This window comes from Synechococcales cyanobacterium T60_A2020_003 (genome assembly GCA_015272205.1).
Classification (GTDB): domain Bacteria; phylum Cyanobacteriota; class Cyanobacteriia; order RECH01; family RECH01; genus JACYMB01.
On record JACYMB010000071.1, the window covers coordinates 1 to 16,232 of the forward strand.

The window sequence follows — 16,232 nt, forward strand, 5'->3', positions numbered from 1 at the left end:
TGCAATATGGCGGAAGATGGGGCGTTTGCAGATCAGTTGCGAGCGCTAATTCAGCGGATTCAGGCGGACTCTCCCTCGTTGCCGGTTGTGCTAAATACGATGCGGCAATGTAGAGGTGGGCAACATGGAGAAGGTGAGTGAAACAGGAAGGCCTGAGCAAATCGTGGGTCGTAATCTGGGGGTAGGCGGCGATCTGAAGGTTGGGGATATTACCCAGAAATCAGGATGGGGTTTCAGTCAGAAAAATTTAGGCAAAACCCTTGACCTTATACTAAGGTACAACCTCTATTCTAGAGGCGAGAAGCGACGTGAAACCCCGCAAAGCGCTTCCTAGAAACTAGATTTTGGAGATTGGGATCATGGCTCAACTGACTGTCGAAGTGTTAGGCACGGGCTGCAAAAAGTGTCAGCAATTAGAAGCAAATGCTAAAGCGGCGATCGCCCACCTCAACCTAGAGGCAAAAGTTTCGCACATTACCGACCCCATGAAAATTGCCGAGCGCGGCGTAATGAAAACGCCTGCCCTGGTCGTTAATGGGCAACTGGTGAGCCAAGGGAAAGTGCCCACCCCAGAGCAAATACAACCGCTGCTTGCGGTTGATTAACCCTCCCAATTTTGAGTTAGGGCAAAGGGTTGGCATGGCTCTTTTCCTAGCTCTCTCCTACTTGGAGAAAAACGATGCAAATCAGTTCATTTTGGCGAGCACAGTGGAAACCACTCGCCCTGATTGTGGTGGCTTTTGTTCTTTGTTTCTACCTACCTGTTGAGGCACTACAACAATCTGAGCGGCTGCGGAATGCGTTTTGGGAAGCCCTCTATTTAGTGCGGTGGTATGCCCAAGAACATGTGAAGTGGACCCGGAAAACTGGACAAGGGGCTAAGCTCTGAACCACTCAAAGAATGATAGGAGTAGTTTATGAGCAACAAACGCAAGCAGTACAGTCCAGAGTTCAAAGCCAAGATAGCCTTAGATAAAGCTTAAGGACACATGAAACCGTTGGGCTAATTTCCGTTGAGAAATATCTTCGGTGGCGTAGATTTCAACAATTTTCTCTCGCAAATCAAGAGAGTAAGCTTTTATGCTTAACCATCACGAGGAGAATTCATTTCAGGTCTGAATCTTTCCTCAAGCCTCCTATAGTTCAATTGCACCTCGTGCAGATGAGAACCGCTATATCTCGGCTTTCTATGATGTTTCTGTACCCTTCGGGAAAACACAGCCTACGTCGGCTCACCGGTTTGCCTCCAGCTTCCGACTGACAACTCCCTCGCGAGTTTGCCCTTTCTTTTGTGGCTAGTGGTTGTCGTCACTCGGCTCCAAGACTTTCGAGCATTTGGACGCTGGTTCCACCACAGGGGAGTCGCACGACGCAATACAGCGGAAAAATTTACGGATTTACCCAAAAGCATCCAATATCCAATAGGGCAAAGATTGCCCTCAAACCCAGAACCGATCACGCATGTAGAAGGAATCGAGTGACGCTATACTACTCAACTTAGACCGATCATCGTTTTTTTACAAATAAAAGGTAATATCCATGACCTGGTTTGGCTTGTCCCGCAAACGTTGGCGATCGCTCGTCACCACAATCGGCCTTTTTAGTATCTGCTTGTTTCTGGTCGTAAGCTGTGGCGGCTCTCCATCCAAAGAGACATCGGAAACCGCATCGCCTACCGCAGACAATGGACGGGTTTCCGTCGGAACCACGCTCACGGTGCGTACCCTCGATCCGGCAGACGCCTATGAACTGATTTCAGGATTGCTCCTCTACAATATGGGCGATCGCCTCTACACCTACGAACCGGGCACCACTAACCTCGTTCCGCAGCTTGCCACCGAGCTACCCACCATTAGCGACGATGGCCTAACCTATATAATTCCAACCCGCGAAGGCGTTACCTTCCATGACGGTACACCCTTTAACGCGGAAGCAATGGCCTTTTCGATCAAACGGTTGATGGAAAACGATGGGCGACCTGCGTTTCTGCTGGCGGATCGGATTGCTTCTGTCGAAGCAACAGGTGAGAATGAGTTGACGATCACCTTAACTGCACCATTTGCTGCCTTTACCTCTCTACTCGCGTTTTCAGGACTAACACCCGTTCCCCCTGAAAGCTACGAAATTGGAGATGCGGCGTTTAAGCCCGACAGTTTTGTGGGAACAGGCCCCTACAAACTCGCTGAGTTCGCGACGGATCGAGTGCGCCTAGATGCTAATGAAGACTATTGGGGCGAGGCACCCGCGAACGACGGCATTGATATCCAGATCTTTACCACTCCCGCGAACCTGTACAACGCTTTCACAACCGGAGCGCTAGACATTGCCTATCAAACCCTCGATCCGGAGCAAATTAGCAGTCTGCAAAAGGACTCTGATGCCAAGGGTTGGCAGGTAATTGAGGGGGATGGTTCGGTGATTAACTACCTAACCCTGAACCAAAAGACGGAACCCCTTAACGATGTCAACGTGCGGAAAGCGATCGCCGCTCTCATCGATCGTCCCCTGCTCAATGAGCGAGTCTTCCAAGGACAAGCCGACCCGCTCTATAGCCTGATCCCCAGCACCATCAAGCAATCGAAGCCCGTCTTCAAAGACGCCTACGGGGACGCCAACACCGAAGAAGCGAAGAAGTATCTGGAGGAAGCAGGCTTTTCTGAAAGCAATCCGTTGGTGTTAGACCTGTGGTACATTTCCACCTCAACCACCAATAACGTTGCTGCCACCGTGATGAAAGCATCGATGGGACAGCAGCTTCCAGGCATGATTCAAGTCAATCTCAATAGCGTTGAGTCCTCCACGGCCTTCGAGAATCTGGGGAATGGTCTTTATCCCACCTTTATCCTGAACTGGTATCCCGACTTTTACGATCCAGACACCTATATCGAACCCTTTATGGATTGCGATAAGGGATCGGAAGCCACCCTCTGCGAAGAAGGTCAAAGCCAAGCAGGAGGCTCGTTCTACTACAGCGATCGCGCCATAGAGCTTGTGGATGCCCAGCGGCAAGCCATTGACCCTGCGAAACGGGACGAGGCTATCAGCGAGATTCAGGATGTATTGGCCGAAGATGTGCCCTACATCCCGCTCTGGGTTGCCAAAGACTACGCCTTCGCTCAATCTGGGGTCGATAATTTCACAATCCAGCCAACCCAGCAAGTTCTTCTCTGGCAAATTAGCAAATAATGTCCCGATCAAAAGCCCTCCAGTACTATATCCTGACCCGGATTCTCCTCGCCCCAGCCATGCTGTGGGTGATTGTGACTGTAGTTTTTATTTTGCTGCGAGCCATTCCGGGCGATCCGGCAGATGTAGCCCTGGGGCCCCGTGCCCCCGAAAGTGCCAAGGCGGCTTACCGCGCTGAAAATGGCTTAGATGGCCCGCTTTTTGTGCAGTACCTCAACTATCTGTGGGGATTGCTGCATTTCGATTTGGGCAAGTCCTCCTTGGTGCGGGGGCAAACAGTGTGGGCCATTATTGGCGACCACTTTCCCGCCACGGTGGAGCTAGCCATGTTCAGCATGATCGTGGCGGCGGTTGTTGGGGTAACGGTGGGGGCGATCGCCGCTTCTCGTCCCAATTCCCCCCTGGATGCCGGGGGACGGTTGTTTGGCATCATCACCTATGCGATTCCGATGTACTGGTTTGGCATGGTGTTGCAGCTTACTTTTGGGGTGTGGCTGGGCTGGTTTCCCTTGGGAACTCGGTTTCCCCTATCCATGCCCACCCCCGAAACGATTACTGGGCTATACGTTTTAGATAGTATTCTCCAGTTCAATCTGCCCCAGTTGGCAACGGCCCTGTACTATCTCGCTTTGCCGAGCTTGACTCTGGGCGTTCTGATCAGCGGCATTTTTGAACGCATAGTACGGATTAACCTCAAGCAAACGTTGCGATCGGATTATGTAGAGGCGGCGCGGGCGCGGGGCATTCCCGAACGGCGGATTGTGCTGGCTCATGCTTTAAAAAATGCCATGATTCCAGTGATTACGGTTTTGGGTCTGACCTTTGCTTCTCTCTTAGGCGGAGCCGTTCTCACCGAAGTCACCTTTTCCTGGCCGGGACTGGCCAACCGACTCTACGAAGCCATTTCCCAGCGGGATTACTTTGTGGTTCAGGGCATCATGGTCTTTTTTGGCGCGATTGTGGCGATCGCCAGCATCCTGATCGACATCCTCAATGCCTATATCGATCCGCGCATTCGCTACTAGATATCTTCCCGCATCCTTACATAACTGGGCGGTTGAAAAAGGTTGCGATAATGAAGATACCGAATTCCAGGAGGCATGAGGATGGCCGTTGCGTCTCAACGAATCACGTTTGACGAGTTTCTCGCCTACGACGATGGAACCGATACCCTCTATGAACTGGAAAACGGGAAACTCCTGACCATGCCCGCCGACAGCGAAATTAACCGTCGGATTGCCATGTTTCTGGTGGCAACGTTCTTAAAGCTGGGGATTCCGTTTGAGCGCCTGTCTTTGAAGACTGAAGTTGCGGTCAGCAGTACTCGATTATCCGTGCGAGTACCAGGTTTAGTCGTGTTTTCGGAGGAAGGAGTCGCGGCTCTGGAAGGCGCAAGGCGATCGCTGGTATTGCTGGATATGCCGCCACCGCTTTTAGTGGTTGAAGTGGTAAGTCCAGGGCAGGAGAGCCGCGATTATCGTTACAAGCGCTCTGAATATGCCGCACGGGGAATTGCTGAATATTGGATCATTGATCCGATTCAGCAAAAAGTGACCGTACTGGAATGGGTGGAAGGCTTTTACGAGGAAACCATTTACAGCGGTGATGCGTCAATACTCTCGCCGCTATTTCGTCATCTAAACCTCACGGCAGCCCAGCTTTTGCAGGAACGTTGAGCCAGGCTCCCAAACTCGGAGAAAATAGGCTAGTCTGGGGCAGAATCACGCGGAGGAGGAGAGGTGTGTCGTCCATTTGTAGTCAAGGTCATGCCAACCCACCCGGAAGCCGTTTTTGCTGCTACTGCGGTGAACGGTTAAGTGATCCCCATGAACTGCTCAATACCGCCTTAGGAAACCGCTACCGCCTCATCCGAGAACTGGGTAAGGGGGGCTTTGGGCGCACTTACCTGGCCGAAGATTTACACCGCTTCAACGAATACTGTGTCCTCAAAGAATATGCCCCCCAAGTCGAAGGTCAGCAGGCGTTACAAAAAGCGCAGGAACTGTTTGAACGGGAAGCCGGAGTCCTCTACAAGCTCCAGCATCCTCAGATTCCCCAATTTCGGGAACTGTTTCGCGCAAGTCAGGGCGATCGCGATCGCCTTTTTTTCGTCCAAGACTATATAGACGGGCAAACCTATCGCCAGCTTCTGCAAGCTCGACAGCTCCAGGGATTACTCTTCAATGAGTTTGAAGTCACTCAACTGTTGGCGCAACTGCTGCCCGTGCTGGACTACATTCACCACGCAGGCGTGATCCATCGCGATATTTCGCCAGACAACATCATGCTGCGCTTTACCGATCAAAAACCTGTGCTCATTGATTTTGGTGGCGTGAAGGAACTGGCCGCAAAAGTTGCCGCTGCCCAACATCCCTATGCCATGCCCGATCTCACCCGGATTGGCAAACTGGGCTATGCTCCTGCGGAGCAAATGGAAGAGGGCAAGGTCTACGCCCACAGTGACCTCTATGCCCTAGCCGCAACGGCAGTCGTTTTACTGTGCGGACGCGAACCCCAAGAATGGCTCCTCACCGGGCGTCCAATCTGGCAAGACTGGGTCAATATCAGCCCCTCCTTCCAGGCCATTCTCACCAAAATGATGGCTCCCCATCCGCTGGATCGTTATCAGTCGGCAACGGCAGTGATGCAGGCATTGGGTGTTCCCAAGCATGAAGCGGCATCTTCTCCATCTCCCGTGATCCAGACGTTGCCTCCCCCTAGTGCCTTGACCGATCCGCCCACTCAGGCGACGGTTCCGGTGAGTCCCGTATTGCCTATAGGAACTGAGAACCACCAGGAAACGGCGAGTCTTGCTCCTCCATCGTCTGCTTCCCCTGCGCGGTCATCCACTCCACAACGGGGATGGGGCTGTTTGCAGTGGGCGATCGCCCTTGCCCTTCTGATTCCGGTATCCGCGTGGGGGGGAGCATGGCTGATGCGGACATTTTTCCTACCCCAACCCAACGTAGAGGATCAGCAAGAGCTGGATAGTTCATCGAAGCTCCCCCAGGACGAACAGCAGCGTAAAGCAGCGATCCAGAGCCGTCGGGAGGCGTTGGGCATTGACTATGACTTTCTGGTGGGGCTAACCAACCAACGCTTTTACGAGACCTATCCCGACCAAAAAGGCCGCACCCTCACCGATCAGTCAGAGGATGCCGAATGGCGCGATCGCTGGGACGCGATCGCCTCGGAGGGGTTGGATACTCTAGAAACAAACCTGAGTGCTGATGCCCGCGCTAGATTGGGTAACTATACGCCAGCAGATCAAGAGTCTTGGAAAACGCGAGTGAATCAACTTTACGTCGGCAGCCGATCGCTCAATGATTTGACCGATGCCCGATTTTTCTATCTCTTTCCGGATCAGAGCGGCAATGCCTTTATCGACCAACCGATCGGCCAGATTTGGCGAGGATTAGCGCTAGACCAGGTCGTGGCGCTAGAGGCTGGAGAGACGTTAGAGGAGATTCGGCTAGAGCCAGGAACCTTTCGAGCCGAGCGATCGCACACCCTGGAACCGGGGGGTGGTCGGGTGTATATTGCCTATCTCAGCGAAGGTCAAATCCTGCGGATCAACGTTCAGGATGCCCCGGACACAGCCCTACTCTCCATTTACCTGCCCCGTCCAACGTTACAAACCCCAGCCCTGCTCGAAGATTCTACCCAGGGAACCTGGTCAGGACGCTTACCGCAAACGGGCTACTACGAACTTGTGATTACTACGAGTGATAGCCAAGCCGTTACCTATCAACTTGATCTCGCCATTGACAACGTGAGCCGCGAACAGATTCAACCCCAAACGACCGATGAGGCCAAGCCCAACAAGAAATAGCCAGAAATAGTAAAAGGCTCGCCTCTCCCCAAACTTAGGAAAAGCGAGCACATCAAACTTGAACCGCAAACAGAACGTTACGACTCGTCGTAGGCTTCCATATCCAGCAGATACAGATATGGTTCTACCAGTTCGGGGCGTTGGAAGGCGATCGCCCGCAGTAAGTGCCAGTCGTTTAGCCCATCAAAGGCGTTGTTATACTCATCCCGCTCCAGCCGCTCCGCTAAGGAAGCCACTTCTGTTTCGGTGAAGCCTTCGATCTCTGATGCTGAAATATGCAGCGTTGTCATGGCATGCTCCTCCAATGAAAACTCTGCGCTACGGAAAACTCCGCTCTACCAGCCCTGATCATCGTCAAATTCGCTGGTAAACACAGACAACCTCTACTCCCATAGTAAAACCTAGCTCTACCCTAGGCTGCTTGCTTCGCCACAAAACTTTGAATCATCTTCAAGACTGTGAAGTCAATTTCATGCCCCATATCCAATTCGTGATAGTCCACTGAGGCCGACTGATCAAGCAGGGCTTGTTTCGCTGCCCGTGCTGCACTAATGGGTACGATGGGATCCTGGCGACCATGCACCATCAAAATGGGAGCCTGTATTTTGGTTGTGGTCGGCAATACACCATGTAAATATCCGCTCAGGATCAGCAACCCGGCAACCGGAAGCTGGCTACCCACATCTAAGGTCATCGCACCGCCCTGGGAAAATCCAGCAATGAGGGTACGCTCTGGTGGCACCCCCGTCTTGGCTTCCAGCGATAGTAACCAATCTTTGAGGAGTTGCCGACTCTCCTGTAGATCGGCTTGCTGGGTAAGTGGGGTATCGACTTGAAAGCTAAATCCGGCGGGGAAGCCGTACCACATCTTTCCGCCAGGCGCCTGGGGATGGGGAAAGGGGGCATCGGGAAACAGCATGGCGTAGGTTGGTAGATCGATATAGTTCGACAGGGCAACCAGATCTTGGGCATTTGCCCCCCACCCGTGCAAGCCAATTAACAGCCCAGTGGGAGGTTCGCCAGAGGCCGGAGGAACGGCGATCGCACGTAAGGTCATGGTTTGTTCATCTACTAAGGGGTTGATTGCTGGGGAATGGCTGGAACTTTGGATGTGGACGGCCTAGTCATCGGGAGAATGCACAGCGTTCAACGCATTGTCATCTTTAGAATCCGCAGAATCCGCACTGGATCGTAGTTGGCTGGCGATCGCTTCCAATCGCTTCTTTTCCTCAATCAACTTAGCTTCGAGGTGTTCAATCTGCCCCCGTCGCGCTTCAATCTCAACCGCCTGTCTCCCCAACTCCTGACTTCGCAGGGTTAACGACTGTCGCCACTGTTCGGCAACGTCCACTTCCTGTTGCAGCGCTTCGGGACTCAAGCCCCTAGACAAGTACTGCTCAATAATGTCTAGAACCCAGGTCGTTGCAGGCTGAATACTGACAATTTGCCGAGCGTCTGAAAGCTCTAGGATGACGAGCACACCTTCATGTTCGCAGAACGGCAGCCCAGTACAAGGGATGGATTCATCCTTGTCAGCCACCAGCGCCCAGAGGTGTTCAGCCTTCTGGGTCGCAAGGAGCTTTAGCTGTATCTCGCTCGCTGGTTCTTGCCTATGGACTTGAGCCAGATATCGCATCGGAATTATGTACTGCAAACTGCCTAAAGTAATGACGATCCATGAACTATCCGGTGTAAGAGCAATACCATGTCAGGTTGCCTTTGGGTCACACCGATAAAACAGGGCTCTAAACGCATGGGACTCATACTACGTTGAATACCGTTGCAATGACACTTTAGAAGCCAATTCCTTAGAAATCAACTCTTTCAATTTGGGAAGTGACCCTCGTTGAGCCGCGCTTGATGGGTAGTATAGCCTTTTATTCCCGTTAGAGCTTAGACCCTGGATAACAATTCAATGACAAATCTAGTGTGATAACCTTCTGCCTGCTAAAGGGCTAGGAGAAAAACGCTTGCTAAGCACCCAACGGGATATGGTTCTGCTTAAAGCCGACTCAGGCGATCGCGCAACATTGAGGCTTGGGCTTCTGCCTCTGCCAATGCCTCCCGCGCACCTTGCACCACCTCTGCCGGAGCTTTTTCCACAAAAGTCGGATTGCCCAAGCGTCCACTTAGGGATGTGGCCTCAGCTTCAGCCTTGCCCAGATCCTTGGTTAGCTTTGCCTTCAAGGCATCGACATCCACCATTCCAGCCAAGGGAATCAGCACTTGCACTGTACCGACGATGCCCGCAAACAGTTGTGATTTTGATGCCGATGATTCTATAGACGACTCTACCGAAGGTTCTACAGAGTCGGAGGATTCAGGTGTGACAGTTGGTGCAATGGTTGATACATGGGTGGCGTCTTGCAGACCGACAGTTGCCGTCAAGACCTCCGGTTGTCATCCCCATCCCTGATCGCTCAACCAATCAGCAATCCACACGGATAGCTGTTGGCGATCGCGCGCATACAGGAGATTTTGGTAGGCAAACCGACCACTGACGACCAAGCCAATCAATTTGAGAATCGAGGGCAGCAAGAGAATGGATGACAGTTCATTTAGAATCGTTGCCACGAGTTTCAGCACCACCAGGATCAGGAAAAAAGTCCCTGCGGACACCGCGATTTGAGCATACTTCTCCGATTGCGTTTGCGGTCGTAGCTGCTTCGATTTAGTGGCGGGCGTGACTTCTGGAATAGGAACGAGTGCTCCGGGTGGTTCTGGGATCGCCAACTCGGCCGTGGTCACTGGCGTTACTAAAACCGATGATTCGGGAGCAGGGGTGGCCTGTGGGTAAAGCGCGTCTTCCGTTTCCGCGATCGCCAAGGTTTTGACCTTCGCCAAATCCTGGATGTAGGTTTGCCCTGCGGTGAGAATTTCGCGTTCTTCGGGGCGATCGCTTACCAAAAAAGCGTCGATTTGCGCTCCGGGCTTAATTCCGGCCTCGGCTCGCAGGTTCCGCACCGTCCGAATGGCGCCAAAGAGTAACTCGAACTGAGCTTCCAAGTCCGCGTTAATCATCGCTTCGTCGGACACAGGATAGGCTTGAACCGCTAGAAATTCCTGATCGCTCGCTTGGTTCAACGTGTGCCACAGTTCCTCGGTAATGTGGGGCATGAACGGATGCAGCAGCTTCAAAATCCCATCCAGCACCAACGCTAGGGTCTGCTGTGCCACCCGCCGAGAGGCCGCATTTTCCCCTTGCAGGCGCGACTTCACCAGTTCGATATACCAATCGCAGAAATCGCCCCAGATAAACTCGTACAGTTCCTTCGCGGCTTCCCCCAGCCCGTACTGATCGATGGCCTGGCGCGTGTAGGTCACAACCTGGTTGTACCGTGACAAAATCCAGCGATCGCTCAACTCTAGCTGACCCGCATCCGGCAGTCCCAACTGAGCGGGCGTTTGTCCGTCCAAGTTCATCATCACAAACCGCGACGCATTCCACAGCTTATTGGTGAAGTTGCGCGATGCCTCGACGGAGGTCGATTCATCGGTTTTTCGATTGTATTCCAGACGAATATCCTGACCTGCGCCGACCACTTCTCGCACCAAGGTATAGCGCAATGCATCGGTTCCGTATTTGTCGATCAAGATCAGGGGGTCAATGCCGTTATTGGCAGACTTGGACATTTTCTTATTGTTTTCGTCCCGCACTAACCCATGGATATACACCGTCTTAAACGGCATTTGTCCCATAAAGTGTCCCGACATCATCGTCATGCGGGCAACCCAGAAAAAGATGATGTCAAATCCAGTAACGAGGGTTGTCGTTGGGAAGTAGCGATCCAGATCAGGCGTTTGCTCCGGCCAGCCCATGGTCGAAAACGGCCACAGCCCAGACGAGAACCAGGTATCCAGCACATCTGGATCTTGCCGGAGCTGCACATCCGGGCCAAACATATCCCGCGCTTGTCGCCACGCTTCCTCTTCCGTATGGACGACAATAAACGGGGTTTCATCGGTGATTTCGCCGTGGGTTTCGCTAACGGCATACCAGGCAGGAATTTGGTGTCCCCACCAGAGCTGCCGCGAAATACACCAGTCCCGCAGGTTCACCAGCCAATCCCGATACACCTTCGTCCAGCGTTCCGGCACAAAGAGTGGCTCGTGGTGCTGGTCTAGAAACTCCAGGGCGCAATCCGCCATCGGACGAATTTTGACAAACCACTGAGTAGAGAGGAGCGGTTCCACTGGAACCTTGCCGCGATCGCTGTAGGGAACGGTATGCCGATAGTCTTCAACCCGTGCCAAGAATCCGTCCTGCTCTAAGCGCTTCACGATATTGGTGCGGGCTTCAAAGCGATCCTGACCTTGGAACTCGCCTGCGTGTTCGTTCAGCGTGCCATCTTTATTCATGATGGTGATGAACGGCAGGTTATGACGCTGCCCCATTTCAAAATCGTTGGGGTCATGGGCAGGCGTGATTTTGACGCATCCGGTTCCAAAGCTGGAATCAACGTACTCATCGGCAATGATCGGGATCTGGCGATTCAGGATCGGCAGGGTCACCATTTGGCCGATCAGATGACGGTAGCGATCGTCGTTGGGATTGACGGCAACTGCTGTGTCCCCCAGCATCGTTTCAGGTCGAGTTGTGGCGACTTCGATGGAGCCGGAGCCATCGGTAAGGGGATAGCGGAGATGCCAAAGATGACCCTCCACCTCTTTATTTTCTACTTCCAAATCAGAAACGGCAGACTGGCTTTCTGGGCACCAGTTCACCATATATTTGCCTCGATAAATGAGTCCTTCTTGGTACAAACGGGTAAAGGCTTCAATCACCGCATTGGACAGTCCTTCATCCATGGTGAAGCGTTCCCGTGACCAATCCACCGATACGCCCAGGCGACGCAACTGACCCACAATGGTGCCCCCGGATTCTTCTTTCCAGCCCCAAGCCCGCTCTAGAAATGCATCACGGCCAATGTCGTAGCGGGATAATCCCTCCTGCTTAAGCTGACGCTCTAGGATGGTTTGGACGGCGATGCTGGCATGGTCGGTTCCGGGTAGCCAGAGGGTATTGCGGCCAATCATCCGGTGATAGCGCACCAGGGTATCAATCAGGGCATTTTCAAAGGCGTGCCCCATGTGCAGGCTGCCCGTCACGTTTGGCGGTGGAATCACCACACAGTAGGGTTCACCCTCACGGTTGGGATCGGCTTTGAAGACTTGATTTGTTTCCCAAGCCTGTTGCCATTTGGCTTCCGTCTCAACGGGATTGTATTGCTTTGAAAGTTCAGCCGTAGTCGCAGGAGTTGTTGCCGTCATGGGAGCCTTAGTGGAGTACCGTGTGAATCACCTAAACGTTATTTAAAATTTTGCCACGCGCATCGTCCGTGGCGACAAGCCCACATCCAATCGTGCTGATGGGAATGGGGCTTGTTTTGCCATCTTATCAAAGGATAGATCAACGAAATCCCTGAGCATTCCGTTACTGGGTTTGTCACCATTGAGGCGACTGAACCGTGAACCCTTACACCTTAAGAGTCGCAACTTACTGAGGATTGTTGTTATCCGGTTCGGGGGATTGGGGGACAGGTTGGGACGCAGATGCACCAAGCTGAGATGCGCGGTAGAAAGTTTCTAGACTATGGCGATCGCCTACAAACCGCCAATGCCAAGGTTCGTAGTTCACGCCTTGGGGATTGTTGCGCGGGAAGGACATTTCAAAGCTGTAGTAAGCTGCATTCTCCTGGAGCCACTTAAATGCCGCTGTTTGCTCAAACTCCTCGACCAAGCCCAGATCGGGGCGATCGCCATCTTCAATATCAACCGCATATCCCGTGTGGTGTTCGCTGTAACCCGGAGGCGCACTCACTTCCGCCCGTTTTACGGGAAGTTCTCCTTTCTCAGCCGTGACCTCAAAGAATAGATACTCCTGATCCTCAATGCTGCGAAATCCGGAGACCGGAACCAGATAAACCCCGTCGTACTCCGCATCCGCCACCATCGCGTTAAATTTCTCTGCAGCCGCATCCCGTAACATAATGCTGCCATCCGCCACAATGGGTACCAGGGTGTCTGGAGGCGCAACCTCGTAGGGGAGGTGTCCGAGCAAGGTGCCATCCATAGGATTGGGCGTGGGCGTTGCCGAACTTGGATCAACCGTTGGAGAGGATGCAACCGGAGAGGCTGCTTCGGTCGCCTCCACGGCTGGCGTATCTGGGGTGCGTGCTTCTAGGGGGGGAGTCGTTTTCCAAGCAACTAACGCACCTGCTGCCAGCGCCAGGAAGAAACCAACCAGCCCAAAAATAACCAATTTCCAAGACAGGGATAATCGCTTATCGGGAGGCAACTTAGACGCTTCACGAACCGCAGCCGGAATCTCTCTTGGTTCCGCAGAAACCGGAGCGATTGGGGGTGCTGAAGCCTCTACCGTTGTTGGAGCCTCTGGTGTCGCCGGAGCAACCGTGTTTACTGTTGGGTTTGATCCGTCCGTTTTATCCACTCAACCTTTCCTCGCAGGTGCACAGCGTCTTGTTACAGTCGTTTCGTCTTTACGATTCTAAACTGGGGCGTGGGTAAGCCTCAAAATTGGTTCTTTATTCTGAGTCACAGGGTATGCATGGTTGAACTTGCTGCGAATCTCATTCGGCTCTATGTGCCGTTGATTGTGATTGGAGGGCTTGGGCTATTGCTAGGGTACAAGCTCCCGCCCGAAATTCCCCAACGCCTGGGTAAATTTTTGTTTTGGGTGGGTGTACCCCTCGGTATTTTTGCATTTTTACGCCAAAGTGACCTGTCGGAATCGATTTGGATTGCGCCGATAGTCGCTTGGATGGCGATGCTGCTAGGTATAGGACTGGCATGGGGCTGGATGAGGCTGGCAGGATGGCGCGTTTCGCCCCAGCAGATTAAGGAAATGTCCGGTGAACGCTCTGCAATGGAGGCAGCGGTTTCAGTCCTTCAGCCGACGCCAGAACCACTAGCGAAACCAGCCCAGGGGAGTTTTATGCTGGCATCGATGGTGGGGAACACGGGATATTTGGGCTTTCCAGTGTCGTTAGCGCTGGTGGGGCCGAGCTATTTTGGCTGGGCAATTTTCTACGATACCTTGGGAAGTACACTGGGGGCTTATGGGCTGGGTGTGCTGATTGCCGCTCGGTTTGGCGATGGTCGATTCAATCGGCGTCAGCTTCTACGCGCACTCGTGATTAATCCTGCCTTGTGGAGTTTTGGCCTGGGATTGCTGAGCCACAACATTCCCTTTCCAGCCCCGATTGAAACCGGACTCAAGGGTGCAGGCTGGTGTGTGGTCACGATCGCCCTACTGCTGATCGGCATGCGCCTGAGCAAATTACGCTCTTGGCGTCGGCTGAGTCCGGCGGTGGTTGGGCTAAGTATCAAGATGGCGATCGTGCCGTTGGTGTTAGGAACTGGGCTGTCGATTTTGGGTCTACCGGAACCGATCCATCTCGTACTGGTGCTACAAATGGCGATGCCACCTGCCTTTGCCACCCTTGTTCTCGCTGAAGCCTACGATCTGGATCGGGAATTAACTGTAACGGCCTTGGCAATGGGCAGTATAGGATTGCTAGTGACCCTGCCCGTGTGGTTAGTTTTATTTGCGCGGTAGGAGGATCGTGATGGAACGAGCACTGATTTTAGGGTGTGGATATGTGGGGAAGGCTGTGGCGAAGGTCTGGGAGACTCGCGGTGTATGGGTCACGGCGACAACGACTCGAACGGAACGCCTCGAAGAATTAAAGGCGATCGCCCACCATGCCACGATCGCACGGGGTGATGATGCCGAAACGCTGCAAACGCTTCTGGAAAACCAAGACATGGTGCTAGTTAGCGTGGGTGCACCCCGGTCGGATGTCTACGCCGAAACCTATCTTAAAACCGCTGAAACCCTGGCATTGGTGCTTCCCCATACGTCAGTACAGCAAGTTATCTATACCGGCAGCTATGCGGTGTATGGCGATCGCCAGGGCGCATGGGTCACAGAAGAAACGCCCGTACAGCCCGCCAATCCCAATGGAGAAATTTTGCACGCAACGGAACAGATGTTGCTGAGTACTCGCACTGAGCAGCGACGAGTCTGTGTATTTCGGTTAGGGGGTATTTATGGCCCTGGGCGGGAGTTGGTCAGAATCTTTGGTCGTGCCGCAGGCAGCACTCGTCCGGGCGATGGAAGCGATGCGAGTAACTGGGTTCACCTCGACGATATTGTGGGAGCGATTGACTTTGCGCGGTCACACCATTTGGACGGTACATATAATCTCGTTCAGGACAATCCGCCCACGATGAAAGACCTTCTGAACTCGGTGATGAACGCCCACGGCCTAGCACCCGTGATCTGGGAACCGACCCAAACTAGCACTCGCCCCTACAACGCCCGCGTTTCTAACCAAAAATTAAAAGCGGCGGGATATTCGTTCATCCACACCGCTCTTGAGTATTGAGTTACCGCTCCGGATTGCGTGACTTACTCCTCACTAATCCGTACACCCACCACCGTGGTATTGAATCGGTAGATGAGTCCTTCTAGCTCAACCTGAGTGCCGATTTTCATCTTGGTATTCCCAAAGACGGGGCCACCATCGGTAATTTGGGCATCGTCTTCAAGGGTAATCATCATATCCGTCGTGAAATCCAGCTCTGGGCGAGGATCGGGGAGGGATTTGACGCTGCCATCCGGTTGCGGAACTGCTGTAGAGCGAGGCAGCGGCTTCACCGCTTTGACATTCACCCGACCGTAGGGTTGGTTTCGGATAATAACGTTGGTTGCGCCTTCTTCCTGAATGCTGTCGATCAGCCCTTTCGGGTCAGCCACGGTCAACCCGCGCACCATAACATCTACTTCAACGGGTTTTGTGGTGGTGCCAATCTGGGCGACGGAACCCGAACTGCCGGGAAACAGAAAAATTCCGGCGATCGCCATCAGAATAATTAAGGCTGCTCCGATATCGAGGATGCTGACCTTACCGAAAAGCCGCCCCTGAGAATCCAAAATTGCCATAGGTCTCGACGCAATGAATACTGAATCACTGTCATTTCTGTCAGCTCATCCTAGCATCGAGTGGAATCAATTGCGTTTAAAGATGATCACAAGCTAGGGGATCACCATCCGGTCATCCATCCGCGTGCATCTCCGTCAGCAGGGCGCACTGTTCTGGGGTAATTCGCCCGACATCTCGCAGGGTTTCGGCGATTTCCTGGAGCGTCAGCACGGCATGACCCCGATACCCGCGATCGCTCAATGTAT

At 53.1% G+C, this 16,232-nt stretch carries 15 protein-coding genes; 8 read left to right on the forward strand and 7 right to left on the reverse strand.

Annotation, left to right across the window (positions count from 1 at the left end; genetic code table 11):
• Positions 1–359 precede the first annotated feature (359 nt).
• The 6 genes from IGR76_03655 to IGR76_03680 all read left to right on the forward strand — a co-directional run bounded on the left by IGR76_03655 (position 360) and on the right by IGR76_03680 (position 7,018).
• A complete protein-coding gene (locus IGR76_03655) occupies positions 360–605 on the forward strand; it encodes a thioredoxin family protein (GenBank protein MBF2077619.1) in 246 nt (81 codons plus the stop codon).
• Positions 606–679: 74 nt separating this feature from the next.
• Entirely contained in the window at positions 680–889 is a 210-nt protein-coding gene (locus IGR76_03660) for a hypothetical protein (GenBank protein MBF2077620.1), read from the forward strand.
• A 650-nt stretch (positions 890–1,539) separates the two neighbouring features.
• Positions 1,540–3,186 carry a peptide ABC transporter substrate-binding protein gene (locus IGR76_03665; protein ID MBF2077621.1) on the forward strand — a complete coding sequence of 549 codons (1,647 nt, stop codon included), beginning with the start codon at positions 1,540–1,542 and terminating at the stop codon, positions 3,184–3,186.
• Complete coding sequence (locus IGR76_03670; GenBank protein MBF2077622.1) at positions 3,186–4,211, forward strand: ABC transporter permease; 1,026 nt, start codon at positions 3,186–3,188, stop codon at positions 4,209–4,211. The genes IGR76_03665 and IGR76_03670 overlap by 1 nt, the downstream gene beginning before the upstream one ends.
• Before the next feature lie 81 nt (positions 4,212–4,292).
• Positions 4,293–4,862 carry a Uma2 family endonuclease gene (locus tag IGR76_03675; GenBank protein MBF2077623.1) on the forward strand — a complete coding sequence of 190 codons (570 nt, stop codon included), beginning with the start codon at positions 4,293–4,295 and terminating at the stop codon, positions 4,860–4,862.
• 65 nt (positions 4,863–4,927) lie between these two features.
• Positions 4,928–7,018 (forward strand): protein kinase, encoded by a 2,091-nt coding sequence (locus IGR76_03680; GenBank protein ID MBF2077624.1) that lies wholly within the window; start codon positions 4,928–4,930, stop codon positions 7,016–7,018.
• Positions 7,019–7,095: 77 nt separating this feature from the next.
• On the opposite strand, the gene IGR76_03685 is transcribed toward IGR76_03680, so the two are convergent.
• The 6 genes from IGR76_03685 to IGR76_03710 form a co-directional block, all read right to left on the reverse strand.
• Complete coding sequence (locus IGR76_03685) at positions 7,096–7,308, reverse strand: DUF2555 domain-containing protein (GenBank protein ID MBF2077625.1); 213 nt, start codon at positions 7,306–7,308, stop codon at positions 7,096–7,098.
• A gap of 122 nt (positions 7,309–7,430) precedes the next feature.
• Positions 7,431–8,075 (reverse strand): dienelactone hydrolase family protein, encoded by a 645-nt coding sequence (locus tag IGR76_03690; protein MBF2077626.1) that lies wholly within the window; start codon positions 8,073–8,075, stop codon positions 7,431–7,433.
• 63 nt (positions 8,076–8,138) lie between these two features.
• A complete protein-coding gene (locus IGR76_03695) occupies positions 8,139–8,672 on the reverse strand; it encodes a hypothetical protein (GenBank protein MBF2077627.1) in 534 nt (177 codons plus the stop codon).
• Between the two features lie 347 nt (positions 8,673–9,019).
• A complete protein-coding gene (locus IGR76_03700; protein ID MBF2077628.1) occupies positions 9,020–9,223 on the reverse strand; it encodes a hypothetical protein in 204 nt (67 codons plus the stop codon).
• A 195-nt stretch (positions 9,224–9,418) separates the two neighbouring features.
• The gene (locus IGR76_03705; protein ID MBF2077629.1) at positions 9,419–12,289 is read right to left on the reverse strand and encodes a valine--tRNA ligase; all 2,871 of its coding nucleotides are present in this window, start codon (positions 12,287–12,289) and stop codon (positions 9,419–9,421) included.
• Between the two features lie 226 nt (positions 12,290–12,515).
• Positions 12,516–13,091 (reverse strand): M15 family metallopeptidase, encoded by a 576-nt coding sequence (locus tag IGR76_03710; protein MBF2077630.1) that lies wholly within the window; start codon positions 13,089–13,091, stop codon positions 12,516–12,518.
• A 495-nt stretch (positions 13,092–13,586) separates the two neighbouring features.
• Between IGR76_03710 and IGR76_03715 the strand changes: the two genes are divergently transcribed.
• Both IGR76_03715 and IGR76_03720 read left to right on the forward strand, forming a co-directional pair.
• The gene (locus IGR76_03715) at positions 13,587–14,597 is read left to right on the forward strand and encodes an AEC family transporter (GenBank protein MBF2077631.1); all 1,011 of its coding nucleotides are present in this window, start codon (positions 13,587–13,589) and stop codon (positions 14,595–14,597) included.
• Positions 14,598–14,607: 10 nt separating this feature from the next.
• Positions 14,608–15,429 carry an SDR family oxidoreductase gene (locus IGR76_03720; GenBank protein ID MBF2077632.1) on the forward strand — a complete coding sequence of 274 codons (822 nt, stop codon included), beginning with the start codon at positions 14,608–14,610 and terminating at the stop codon, positions 15,427–15,429.
• Positions 15,430–15,452: 23 nt separating this feature from the next.
• Here IGR76_03720 and IGR76_03725 read toward each other — a convergent pair whose 3' ends face one another.
• Positions 15,453–15,986, reverse strand: coding sequence for a DUF4330 domain-containing protein (locus IGR76_03725; GenBank protein MBF2077633.1), 534 nt, complete (start codon positions 15,984–15,986; stop codon positions 15,453–15,455).
• Positions 15,987–16,232 lie beyond the last annotated feature (246 nt).